General features: G+C 63.6%; 14 protein-coding genes. All 14 read left to right on the plus strand.

The window, feature by feature from the left end; all coding sequences use genetic code 11:
• Positions 1-4 precede the first annotated feature (4 nt).
• The 14 genes from fabF to acpS all read left to right on the plus strand — a co-directional run bounded on the left by fabF (position 5) and on the right by acpS (position 11,998).
• Positions 5-1,252 carry a beta-ketoacyl-ACP synthase II gene (fabF, locus tag SOM28_RS00595; protein ID WP_123067627.1) on the plus strand — a complete coding sequence of 416 codons (1,248 nt, stop codon included), beginning with the start codon at positions 5-7 and terminating at the stop codon, positions 1,250-1,252.
• Positions 1,253-1,331: 79 nt separating this feature from the next.
• Positions 1,332-1,931, plus strand: a complete 600-nt coding sequence (locus SOM28_RS00600; RefSeq protein WP_320466844.1) for a protein YgfX — start codon at positions 1,332-1,334, stop codon at positions 1,929-1,931.
• A gap of 71 nt (positions 1,932-2,002) precedes the next feature.
• Positions 2,003-2,605: an RNA polymerase sigma factor RpoE gene (rpoE, locus tag SOM28_RS00605; protein WP_040776532.1), complete on the plus strand. Its 603-nt coding sequence runs from the start codon at positions 2,003-2,005 to the stop codon at positions 2,603-2,605.
• Positions 2,606-2,665: 60 nt separating this feature from the next.
• Positions 2,666-2,965, plus strand: a complete 300-nt coding sequence (locus SOM28_RS00610) for an RseA family anti-sigma factor (RefSeq protein WP_123067625.1) — start codon at positions 2,666-2,668, stop codon at positions 2,963-2,965.
• A gap of 142 nt (positions 2,966-3,107) precedes the next feature.
• Entirely contained in the window at positions 3,108-4,565 is a 1,458-nt protein-coding gene (locus tag SOM28_RS00615) for a DegQ family serine endoprotease (protein WP_320466845.1), read from the plus strand.
• A 14-nt stretch (positions 4,566-4,579) separates the two neighbouring features.
• Positions 4,580-4,849, plus strand: coding sequence for a glutaredoxin family protein (locus SOM28_RS00620; RefSeq protein WP_320466846.1), 270 nt, complete (start codon positions 4,580-4,582; stop codon positions 4,847-4,849).
• A gap of 226 nt (positions 4,850-5,075) precedes the next feature.
• Positions 5,076-6,869, plus strand: coding sequence for a translation elongation factor 4 (lepA, locus tag SOM28_RS00625; RefSeq protein ID WP_123067622.1), 1,794 nt, complete (start codon positions 5,076-5,078; stop codon positions 6,867-6,869).
• A complete protein-coding gene (lepB, locus tag SOM28_RS00630; protein ID WP_123067621.1) occupies positions 6,869-7,798 on the plus strand; it encodes a signal peptidase I in 930 nt (309 codons plus the stop codon). The genes lepA and lepB overlap by 1 nt, the downstream gene beginning before the upstream one ends.
• 30 nt (positions 7,799-7,828) lie before the next feature.
• Entirely contained in the window at positions 7,829-8,209 is a 381-nt protein-coding gene (locus SOM28_RS00635; protein WP_229414796.1) for a DUF4845 domain-containing protein, read from the plus strand.
• Positions 8,210-8,286: 77 nt separating this feature from the next.
• Entirely contained in the window at positions 8,287-9,060 is a 774-nt protein-coding gene (gene rnc / locus SOM28_RS00640) for a ribonuclease III (protein WP_229414795.1), read from the plus strand.
• Positions 9,057-9,968 carry a GTPase Era gene (gene era / locus SOM28_RS00645; protein ID WP_123067618.1) on the plus strand — a complete coding sequence of 304 codons (912 nt, stop codon included), beginning with the start codon at positions 9,057-9,059 and terminating at the stop codon, positions 9,966-9,968. Before rnc ends, era begins: the two co-directional genes overlap by 4 nt.
• Before the next feature lie 24 nt (positions 9,969-9,992).
• Entirely contained in the window at positions 9,993-10,787 is a 795-nt protein-coding gene (gene recO, locus SOM28_RS00650) for a DNA repair protein RecO (protein ID WP_320466847.1), read from the plus strand.
• A 10-nt stretch (positions 10,788-10,797) separates the two neighbouring features.
• Positions 10,798-11,577, plus strand: coding sequence for a pyridoxine 5'-phosphate synthase (gene pdxJ / locus SOM28_RS00655; RefSeq protein ID WP_320466848.1), 780 nt, complete (start codon positions 10,798-10,800; stop codon positions 11,575-11,577).
• Position 11,578: 1 nt separating this feature from the next.
• The gene (gene acpS, locus SOM28_RS00660) at positions 11,579-11,998 is read left to right on the plus strand and encodes a holo-ACP synthase (RefSeq protein WP_320466849.1); all 420 of its coding nucleotides are present in this window, start codon (positions 11,579-11,581) and stop codon (positions 11,996-11,998) included.
• Positions 11,999-12,078: the final 80 nt, after the last annotated feature.

Consider the following 12,078-nt stretch of genomic DNA (forward strand, 5'->3'; position numbering starts at 1 on the left):
TCGCTTGAGTCGTTCACGCAACCGCCGTGTCGTCGTCACCGGCCTGGGCTGCATCTCACCGATCGGTAACACCGTTGCCGAAACGTGGGATGCGGCACTGGCCGGCAAGTCGGGCATTGCCGCCATCACCAAGTTTGATGCAGCGCCATTCACGACCCACTTCGCTGGTGAGGTCAAGAACTTCGTCGTCGAAGATTACCTGCCGGGCAAAGAAGGCCGCCACATGGATAGCTTTATCCATTTCGGCATGGCAGCCGGCATCCAGGCCTTGCAGGATTCGGGCCTGGAAGTCACCGAAGAAAACGCGGACCGCATCGGCGTGGTGATCGGTTCGGGCATTGGCGGCCTGCCGATGATCGAAGCGACCAAGGAAGAATACGCAAGCCGCGGCGCACGCCGCATCTCGCCGTTCTTCGTGCCGGCCTCGATCATCAATATGATCTCGGGCGATCTCTCGATCAAGTTCGGCCTGCGTGGCCCGAACCTGGCCATCGTCACCGCCTGCACCACCGGCCTGCACAGCATCGGCGCGGCAGCGCGCCTGATCGAGTACGGCGATGCCGACGTGATGATCGCGGGCGGCGCCGAGTCGACCGTGTCGCCGCTGGGCCTGGGCGGTTTCGCCTCGGCACGCGCGCTGTCGACCCGTAACGACGATCCGGCGACCGCTTCGCGTCCATGGGACCGCGACCGCGACGGCTTCGTGCTGGGCGAGGGCGCCGGTGTCATGGTGCTCGAAGAATATGAACACGCCGTTGCGCGTGGCGCCAAGATCTATGCTGAAGTCATCGGCTTCGGCATGAGCGCGGACGCCTACCACATCACCTCGCCGGTCGAGGACGGTGCTGGCGCGGCGCGTTGCATGGTCAACGCGTTCAACAACGCCGGCATCAACGTCGACCAGGTGCAGTACGTGAATGCGCACGGCACCTCGACCCCGCTGGGCGACAAGGCTGAAGTGCAGGGCATCAAGCGCGTGTTTGGCGACCATGCCAAGAACCTGGTCGTGAACTCGACCAAGTCGATGACCGGTCACCTGCTCGGTGGCGCCGGCGGCCTGGAATCGGTGTTCACCGTGCTGGCGATCCACAACCAGGTGTCGCCACCGACGATCAACATCTTCAACCAGGATCCCGAGTGCGACCTGGACTTCTGCGCCAACACGGCGCGCGAGATGCAGATCGACTACGCGGTGAAAAACTCCTTCGGTTTCGGCGGCACCAACGGTACGCTGATCTTCGCTAAAGTCTGAACCACTTTGCCCCATCCCGGTCTAACGGGATGGGCGCTTCCAACAGCCCGGCCTGCCGCCCGTTCGTGGTGGCAGGCCGGTGCTGGCGGTAGAGGATCCTCCTCCGCCCGCCATCCTGTCCCTCATCCTTTGCTCCATGTCGCTTGCGGTGTCCGCCGTCATCGCGCCGTCGCGTCGCCTGCGCTGCCTGCTGGCCGCCTTCTGCGCGTCCCTGTGCGCGGCCGCCCTGGCCGTGGGCCTGCTGCTGCCTGAGCGCTTCGCATTCGGCGGCGCTGTCGCATGCGCGCCGCTGCTGGCCGCGCTATCGCTGGCCCGCCTCCTCACACATTCCACAGCGATTTTGCACTCGATTGCAACGGTGCGCCGAATTGATATTTCTGGAGTTGGGCAGCTACGCCTGACGGTACAACAGGAGTTGGGGGAAGGCGGGCCGGCGGCCGCGATTCCGGGGCCGGGCCCAGCCATGACGCTGCTTCAAGGCGCCACGGTCTGGCCTTGCTGCATCGTGTTGCGCCTGCGCGCCGAGGACGGCGCGACCTGGCCGCTGGTGCTGCTGCCAGACGCCGTGGGCTCCGGCCAGTACCGCGCGCTGGCGGTGGCCGTGCGTGCCCTGGCCAATGGGGTTGCAACAATACCGATACAAAACAGTGTGAACTTATTGCAGGGGGCCAACTCTTAAGGATGTACCGATTTACGTTGCACGAGTAGATCGGTGCTTCTCGCGAGAGGGTCGCCAATGGGGCATGGTCCGTGACGACAGAACGCGAGTGTGATCAGTTGCTGGTAGAGCGCGTCCAGGCCGGGGACCAGGGGGCTTTCGATTTGCTTGTCTCCAAGTACCAGCGTCGCCTGATGCGCCTGGTGTCGCGTCTCGTCCACGATCCGGCCGAAGCCGAAGATGTGGTGCAAGAGACCTTCATCAAAGCATACCGGGCCCTGCGCCATTTTCGCGGGGACTCGGCTTTTTATACGTGGCTTTATCGAATAGGAATCAACACTGCCAAGAATTTTCTGGTCACCCAGGGAAGGCGCGCACCGACCTCGACCGAGACGGATGCCGAACGCGCCGAAGGCTTCGATGATGCAGACAGCTTGCGCGACATTAATACACCTGAATCCATGCTCGCCAGTAAGCAGATCGCCCATACAGTCAACGCGGCCATGGAGGCATTGCCGCTCGAACTGCGTACGGCGATCGTCTTGCGCGAAATCGAAGGACTCAGCTATGAGGAAATCTCCGAAGTGATGGCCTGTCCAATAGGTACGGTGCGCAGCCGGATTTTCCGGGCGCGCGAAGTCATTGCCGAGAAATTACGCCCTTTACTCGATTTCCCGGTTGACAAACGTCGGTAGGTAGCGGGATCGTACGAACACAGCACATATTGAACACTACCGACGTCGATGGAACCACCGATGGACACCAATAGAAAATTACGCGAGCAGATTTCTGCGCTGAAAGATGGCGCCCTGCTTGACGCCGACCTGGAGCTGGCATTGGCTGCGCTGCAGGGCAGCGACGGCCACCAGGCCTGGGATCTGTATCACCTGATCGGCGACACGCTGCGCGAGACGGCCGCGCCGGCGCTGTCGCCCGAATTCCGCGCGCGCCTGGCCGAGCGCCTCGCCAGCGAGCCGCCGCCGCTGCGCCGCGCGGGCGTCGCGGCCGAGTCCACCGGCCTGGCGGCGGTGCTCGCCAAGACCGCTTCTTCCTGACTTCCCGGTCGGCCATCCTTATCCCAGGCTTAAATTCCATCTCTCTTCCGTCGGACGTAGGCGATACGCGGCTGGCATGGCGCGACAAAGCGCATAATTTGGCTTACCATTCAGTCAATCTTAGCCATTCGATAGCGAATCCATGACCAGTAAAACTGCCAGCCTGCTCCTGTCGGCGCTGCTCGTGTCCGGCGCCACGGCATTCATCCAACCCGTCCACGCCGCCGCCCCCGTCCCCACCCCGAACGTCTCCGGCTTGCCCGACTTCACCGACGTCATCGACAAGGTGGGGCCGGCCGTCGTCAATATCCGCACCACCGAGCGCGTGCGCACCCGCGGCGGTGCGGCGGGCGAGGAAGAGATGCAGGAATTCCTGCGCCGCTTCTTCGGCGGCCAGATGGTGCCGCGCGGCGGCGGCCGGCGCGGCCCGCAGCAACAGGAAGAAGAACGCGAAGTGCAGCGCGGCGTGGGCTCCGGCTTCATCATCTCGGCCGACGGCTTCGTGCTGACCAATGCCCACGTGGTCGAGGGCGCCGACGAAGTCACGGTCACGCTCTCCGACCGGCGCGAGTTCAAGGCCAAGGTGCTGGGCGCCGACGCCCGTTCGGACGTCGCCGTCCTGAAGCTGGAGGCCAGGAATCTGCCTTACCTGCGCACCGGCGACTCCAGCAAGATCCGGGTCGGCGAGTGGGTGCTGGCCATCGGTTCGCCGTTCGGCCTCGAGAATACTGTGACCGCCGGCATCATCTCCGCCACTGCGCGCGATACTGGCGAATACCTGCCGCTGATCCAGAGCGACGTCGCGGTCAATCCCGGCAACTCGGGCGGTCCCCTGATCAATCTTCGTGGCGAAGTCATCGGCATCAACTCGCAGATCGCGACCTTGTCGGGCGCCTATAACGGCATCTCGTTCGCCGTGCCGATCGACGAGGTCATCCGCGTGTCCGACCAGCTCAAGGCCACCGGCAAGGTCACCCGTGGCCGCCTGGGTGTGCAGATCAGCGACGTCACGCGCGATGTGGCCGAATCGCTGGGCCTGGGCAAGGCGCGCGGCGCCGAGGTCTCGATGGTCGAGCCGGGTGGCCCGGCCGAGAAGGCGGGCATCAAGGTCGGCGACATCATCCTGGCCTTCAACAAGCAGCCGATCGAATCCCGGGGCGACCTGCCGCGCCTGGTGGGCGCCTCGAAAGTGGGCAGCCGCGCCAGCGTCACCGTCTGGCGCCGCGGCGCCCAGGTCGAGGTGCCGGTCACCATCGTGGAGCTGCAAGAGGAGCGTCCGACCCAGGGCCGCCAGCAGCCGAAGAAACCGGCGCCGGGCGTCGCCCCGGATGCGCTGGGCCTGCAGCTGTCGAACATCCCGGCCGCCGATCGCAAGGAGCTGGGCATCGACCACGGCCTGCTGGTCGAGCAAGCGCAGGGGCCGGCCGCCAGCGCCGGCATCCAGCCCGGCGACCTGGTGCTGCAGTGGAACAATACGCCGATCACCAGCGTCGAGCAGTTCAAGGCCTTGCTGGCCAAGCACGACAAATCGAAGGCAGTGGCCCTGCTGGTGCAGCGCGAGGAGACCACCCAGTACATCACGCTCAAGCCGCGCCAGTGACGCAGCAGGGGAGTATGCCGACGCAGTTCGGCCCAAGCTTTGTCCTGTATTCGCGCAGCTGGTGCCACCTGTGCGAGGACATGCTGGCGGCGCTGCGCGCGCTCGAGCCGCCCGGGCAGGCGTTCGACGTCGCCGTACTCGACGTCGACGCCGACCCGGCGCTGGTGGCGCGGTTCGACGAGCTGGTGCCGGTGCTGTACGGCGACCCGGCCCAGCCCGAGCTATGCCATTACTTCCTGGACGAGGCGGCGGTGCGGGCCTACCTCGCCCAGCACGCGTCCTGAGCCACCCTCTGGAAACCGGCCTTTCTGGCTCGAAATCCGGTAAAATGCCGGGTCGGAGCGGTGATGTCTAACCTTCCAAGAATTCCAAGGCGCTCGCCTGGGGACCGGCACGGCCCCCGACGCAGCGCTTTTTCGTATTGCGCGGCCCGTTCGTCCTGCAACGCAGTGCGCCATATTTCGTCGTAATCGCCGCCTTTCGCGGCCTTTCTGGTTTTGAGCTTTGTTAATGAACAACATACGTAACTTCTCCATCATCGCCCACATCGACCATGGCAAATCGACCCTGGCCGACCGCATCATCCAGCTGTGCGGCGGCCTGTCGGACCGCGAAATGGACGCGCAAGTGCTCGATTCGATGGACCTGGAACGCGAACGCGGCATTACCATCAAGGCCCAGACCGCGGCGCTGTCGTACAAGGCGCGCGACGGCCAGGTCTATAACCTGAACCTGATCGATACCCCGGGCCACGTCGACTTCTCGTACGAAGTGAGCCGCTCGCTGTCGGCCTGCGAAGGCGCGCTGCTGGTGGTCGACGCCTCGCAGGGCGTGGAAGCGCAGACGGTCGCCAACTGCTATACCGCGCTCGACCTGGGCGTGGAAGTGGTGCCGATCCTGAACAAGATCGACCTGCCGCACGCCGACCCGGACAACGCCAAGAAAGAAATCGAGGACGTGATCGGCATCGACGCGGCCGACGCCACCGTGTGCTCGGCCAAGACCGGCCTGGGCGTGGAAGACGTGCTGGAAACCCTGATTGCCAAGGTGCCACCTCCGAAGGGCGACCCGGATGCGCCGCTGCAGGCCCTGATCGTCGACTCCTGGTACGACCCGTATGTGGGCGTCGTGATGCTGGTGCGCGTGGTCAACGGCACCCTGCGCCCGAAAGAAAAAATCCTCCTGATGGCCACCGAGTCGGTGAACCTGGTGGAAAACATCGGCGTATTCACTCCGCGCTCGGTGTCGCTGCCGCAATTGACCGCTGGCCAGGTGGGCTTCATCATCGCCGGCATCAAGGAACTGACTGCCGCCCGCGTGGGCGACACCGTGACCCTGGCCAGCCGTCCGGCGCCGGAGCCGCTGCCAGGCTTCAAGGAAGTGCAGCCGCAGGTGTTCGCCGGCCTGTTCCCGGTGGAAGCGAACCAGTACGACGCGCTGCGCGACTCGCTGGAAAAGCTGAAGCTGAACGACGCCGCCCTGATGTACGAACCTGAAGTCTCGCAGGCGCTGGGCTTCGGCTTCCGCTGCGGCTTCCTGGGCCTCTTGCACATGGAAATCGTGCAGGAGCGCCTGGAGCGCGAATTCGACATGGACCTGATCACGACGGCGCCGACCGTGGTGTACGAGGTCGAGATGCGCGACGGCACCATGATCCGCGTCGACAATCCATCGAAGATGCCGGAACCGTCGAAGATCAACGAAGTGCGAGAGCCGATCGTCGACGTCAACCTGTACATGCCGCAAGAGTACGTCGGTGCGGTGATGACCCTGTGTAACGGCAAGCGCGGCATCCAGATGGACATGGCCTATCATGGCCGCCAGGTGAAGCTGCACTACGAGATCCCGATGGCCGAGATCGTGCTGGACTTCTTCGATCGCCTCAAGTCGACCTCGCGCGGCTATGCGTCGATGGACTACGAGTTCAAGGAGAACCGCGCGGCCGACGTGGTCAAGGTCGACATGCTGATCAACAGCGAAAAAGTCGACGCCCTGGCCATCATCGTGCACCGCGCCAATGCGCCTTACCGCGGACGCCAGGTGGCGGCCAAGATGCGCGAACTGATCCCGCGCCAGATGTTCGACGTGGCGATCCAGGCTGCCATCGGCGCCACCATCATCTCGCGCGAAAACGTCAAGGCGCTACGCAAGAACGTCCTGGCCAAGTGCTATGGCGGCGACATCTCGCGTAAGAAAAAGCTGCTGGAGAAACAAAAGGCCGGCAAGAAGCGCATGAAGCAGGTTGGCTCGGTGGAGATTCCACAAGAAGCCTTCCTGGCCATTCTCCAGGTGGAAGATAAATAATGAACCTGCAACCCATCCTGGGCAATTTTGCCCTGATCCTGTTCGTCTTGATGGTGATCACTGGCATCATCTGGTGCCTGGACACATTCTATTTGGCGAAACAACGGCGCCGCGCCGCCGATGCCGCCCTGCGCGAGTACGATACGCGCAACGCCAAGCTGGTCGCGGATGGGATCAAGGTCGACCACAACGGCAACCGCGCGGCGATCGAGCAGGCCCACCTGCGCCAGCCGACCTGGATCGAGTATTCGGGCAGCTTCTTCCCGGTGATCGCGCTGGTGTTCATCCTGCGCTCTTTCTTGTGGGAGCCGTTCAAGATCCCGTCGTCGTCGATGGTGCCGACCCTGCTGGTGGGCGACTTCATCCTGGTGAACAAGTACACCTATGGCATCCGCCTGCCGATCGTGAATAAAAAAATCATCCAGATCAATAATCCCCAGCGCGGCGACGTGATGGTGTTCAAGTATCCTAAAGATATGAACCAGGATTACATCAAGCGCGTCATTGGCGTGCCGGGTGATAAAATCACGTACGAGGACAAGCGCCTGACGGTCAACGGCAAGCCGGTCGAGTACACGGCGCTGGACGACTACCTGGACGACCAGCATCCGATCTACCACAAGCAGTTCGTCGAAAAACTGCCGAGCCCGGGCGGCTTGACCCAGCACCGCATCCTGAACACGGCCGACAAGCGCAATATCGACCTGGGCAGCGTGGACAATTTCCCGCTGCGTGAAAACTGCGAATACACCTACGAGAAGTTCACCTGCGTGGTGCCGGAAGGGCAGTATTTCATGATGGGCGATAATCGCGACAATAGCGCGGACAGCCGTTACTGGGGTTTCGTGCCTGATCGCAATATCGTCGGCAAGGCCTTCGTGGTCTGGATGAACTTCAGCAATCCGAAACGTGTCGGCGGTATCCAATAACAAGGGGCGCGCATGGATCGCAGGAAGCTGTTGAACAAGCAAGCTGGACTTTCCCTGTCCGGCCTGATCGGGGCGCTGGCCATCATCGGCGTGGCCGGCATCTTCGCCATGCGCATGGTCCCGGCCTATATCGAGTACAGCGCGATCAAGTCCGGGATCGCTCAGGTCAAGAGCAACGGCGGCAGCATCCGAGAGATGCAGCAAGCCTTCAACCGTCATACCAGCATCAACGACGTCGAGGCCGTACGCGGCCAGGACCTGGTCTTCACCCGCGACGGTGAAGAAACCCAGATCAGCTTTGCCTACGAAAAACGGTTGCCGCTGATGGGTAACGTCAGCCTGCTGATCGACTTCGCCGGCACCACCGACCCCAGCGGCGTGGTGGCCGAGGCCGATAGCGCCGCCCCTTAAGCCTTTATAGAAACACCGTGGCCCGTCCGGCCACGCACACGACATCAACAATGAATCTTCAGTTATTGCAAACGCGCTTGGGGTATACGTTCCGGGAAGTCGGGCTGCTGCAGCAAGCCCTGACCCACCGTAGCCATAGCAGTCTGCATAACGAGCGCCTGGAATTCCTGGGCGATTCGGTCCTCAACTGCGTCGTCGCTTCGGTGCTGTACGAACGCTTCGGCACGCTCGACGAGGGCGACCTGTCGCGCCTGCGCGCCAACCTGGTCAAGCAGCAGGCGCTGTTCGAGATCGCCCAGAAGCTCGACCTGTCGCAATTCCTGCGCCTGGGCGAGGGCGAGCTCAAGTCCGGCGGCTTTCGCCGCCCCTCGATCCTGGCCGATACCCTGGAAGCGCTGCTCGGCGCGATTTTCCTCGACGGCGGCTTCGACAGCGCGCGCAACACGATCCGCGCCTTTTATATCCCGCTGCTGGAGACGGTCGACCCGGCCACGCTCGGCAAGGACGCCAAGACCCTGCTGCAGGAATTCCTGCAGGCCAAGCGCATCGCGCTGCCGACTTATAATGTGGTGGCCACCCACGGCGCCGCCCACAGCCAGGAATTCGAAGTCGAATGCCTGGTGCCCAAGCTGAGCGTGCAGGTGTTCGGCCGCGGCGGAAGCCGCCGTGCGGCCGAGCAGGCCGCCGCCAGCCTGGCGCTCGAAGCGGCCCAGAAGGCGCTGACCAAGACCCCGGGCGGGCGCAAGCCACGGCAGCGCTCGCCCCAGCTGAAGCTGGCAGGCATCGGTACCAATCAGGGCGACACCACATCGGACGCCCAAGCAGCACAACCAGGAACAGAAAAAGCATGAACGCCACTCCCGACAATTCCCATTGCGGCAACTTCCGTTGTGGCTATATCGCCATCGTCGGCCGCCCGAACGTCGGCAAGTCGACCCTGATGAACGTCCTGATCGGCGCCAAGGTGTCGATCACGTCGCGCAAGGCCCAGACCACGCGCCACCGCATCACCGGCATCCAGACCCGCGACGATGCGCAATACATCTACGTCGACACCCCGGGCTTCCAGACCCGCCACGCCAACGCGCTGAACAAGACGCTCAACAAGACCGTCTCGAACACGCTGACGTCGTCGGACGCGATCCTGTTCCTGGTCGAAGCCGGCACCTTCGGCCCGGCCGACCAGCAGGTGCTGGACATGCTGCCAAAGAATGTCCCGGTGATCCTGGTCATCAATAAATCGGACCGCGTGAAGGACAAGGCGGTGCTGATGCCGTTCGCGCAAAAAATCTCGGCCCTGTTCAACTTCGCCGCCATCGTGCCGGTCTCGGCCAAGCTGCGCTTCCAGGTCGATGCGCTGGAAGCCGAGATCAAGCGCCACCTGCCGGAAAATCCGCCGGTGTTCGGACCGGACGACATCACCGACCGCAGCGAGAAATTCCTGGCGGCCGAGATCGTGCGTGAAAAAGTGTTCCGCCTGCTGGGCGACGAACTGCCGTACACCAGCACCGTGGTGATCGAACAGTTCGAACAGGAAGGCAATCTGCGCCGCATCTTCGCCGCCATCCTGGTCGAGCGCAGCACCCATAAATCGATGATCATCGGTGACAAGGGTGCGCGCCTGAAAGAAATTTCGACGCAATCGCGCCTCGACATGGAAAAGTTGTTCGGCGGCCCGATCTATCTGGAAATCTGGGTCAAGGTCAAATCCGGCTGGGCCGACAACGAAGCGGGCCTGCGCGCTTACGGTTATGAGTAAGGGCGAGGGACGCTAGCCGCGCGCATGTCCAGCCACGACCAATTTATCGACGACGCGCCGGAGCAGGGCGCGCCCGCCGCGGGCAAGCGTCCGCGCGCGCCAACGCGTGACAGCCGTATCGTCGGCCAGCCCGGCTTCGTACTGCACAGCTATCCCTATAAAGAGACCAGCCTCATCATCGACATGTTCACCCGCGACCATGGCCGGGTGGGGGTGGTGGCAAAGGGCGCCAAGCGCCCGTTCTCCAAGCTGCGCGGCGTGCTCCAGACCTTCCAGCCCTTGTCGGTATCGTGGAGCGGCAAGTCCGAGCTGCGCACCCTGATCGATGCCGAGTGGGTGGGCGGCATGCTGCCGCTGGAACGCACCGCGCTGCTGTGCGGCTTTTATCTGAATGAACTGCTCGTCAAATTGCTGGCGCGCGACGACCGCCATCCGGCCCTGTTCGACCACTACGTCTCGACCCTGAACCAGCTCGCCCACGGCGAACCGGCGCAAATCGTCTTGCGAAAATTCGAAAGGGCCTTACTTAGGGAAACAGGCGTCGCAGCCGATCTCGGCCGCTGCACGAGCAGCCGCGGCCCGGTCGCGCCGGATCGCGATTACGTGGTCGATCCTGAGCGCGGCGCGCGCGCGGCGGGTTCCGGCGAAGTCTGGCCCGTCGTATTGGGCAAGACCCTGCTGGACATGGAGCGCGAGGACTATACTGATCCGGCGACCCAGGCGCAGAGCAAGCAATTGATGCGCTTCCTGCTGGCGCACCACCTGGGCGGACAGCCGCTCAATACGCGCCAGATTTTGATCGATTTGATGCAATTGTAAAAATAATACTATGAGCTTCCTGCAACCCGCCGGCCAGGTGATCGACCTGGGCGTGAACATCGACCACATCGCCACCGTGCGCAATGCGCGTGGCACGACGTATCCGGACCCGCTGCGCGCCGCGCTGCTGGCCGAGCAGGCGGGCGCCGACCTGATCACCCTGCACCTGCGCGAAGACCGCCGCCACATCAAGGATGCCGACGTGCTGGCCCTGCGTCCGCTGCTCTTGACGCGCATGAACCTGGAAGCGGCCGTGACGCGCGAGATGATCGACTTCGCCTGCCAGGTGAAGCCGCAGGACGTGTGCCTGGTGCCGGAGCGGCGCGAGGAAGTCACGACCGAGGGCGGCCTGGACGTGGTGCGCTACTACAACGAGGTCGAGGCGGCCGTAAAGCAGCTGAAGGAAGAGGGCATCCGCGTCTCGCTGTTCATCGATGCCGATGCGCGCCAGATCGAAGCGGCGGCTGCCGTGGGTGCCACCGTGATCGAGCTGCACACGGGCCGCTATGCCGAGGCCGAAGGCAATGAAGTCGCGCACGAGCTCGAACGCATCAAGCTGGGTGTGCATGAAGGCGCGAAGCGCGGCCTGCGCGTGAATGCCGGCCATGGCCTGCACTACACGAACGTGCAGCCGATCGCGGCGATTCCCGACCTGCACGAGCTGAACATCGGCCACGCCATCGTGGCGCATGCGCTGTTCGCCGGCTGGGAAAACGCGGTGCGCGAGATGAAGGCGATCATGGTCGCGGCGCGCCTGGGCGTGACCTACACTGCGAAAGCCGGAGCCTGAGATGATCTACGGCATCGGCACCGACATCGTCCAGATCTCGCGTGTCGAGGCTGCCCTCGCGCGCAGCGGCCCGCGCTTCGCCGAGAAAATCCTCGGCCCGCAAGAGCTGGAAAAATACCATGCCCGCAGCGCCAAGAACGCGGTGCGCGGCCTGCGCTTTCTGGCCACCCGCTTTTCGGCCAAGGAAGCGTTCTCGAAAGCCATCGGTATGGGCATGCGCATGCCCATGACCTGGCGTTCCGCCCAGATGCTCAATGACCCGAGCGGCAAGCCGGTCATCGTCTGCAGCGGCGCCCTTGGCGACTTCATGCGCGAGCACCGGCTCAGCGCCCAGGTGACTATCAGCGACGAGGCCGACTACGGCGTCGCCTTCGTGATCGTGACCCAGGCGCCGTTGGTATCACCATCATTGGCAGAGTAATGTCCGAAGCAAAACCCGCAGCAACCGGCACCCCATCCGTCGACGTCACTCCCGAACTGGCCGCACGGCTCGGCCGCGAG

It is taken from the genome of Massilia sp. CFBP9026 (assembly GCF_034045165.1).
Lineage (GTDB): Bacteria > Pseudomonadota > Gammaproteobacteria > Burkholderiales > Burkholderiaceae_D > Telluria > Telluria arenae.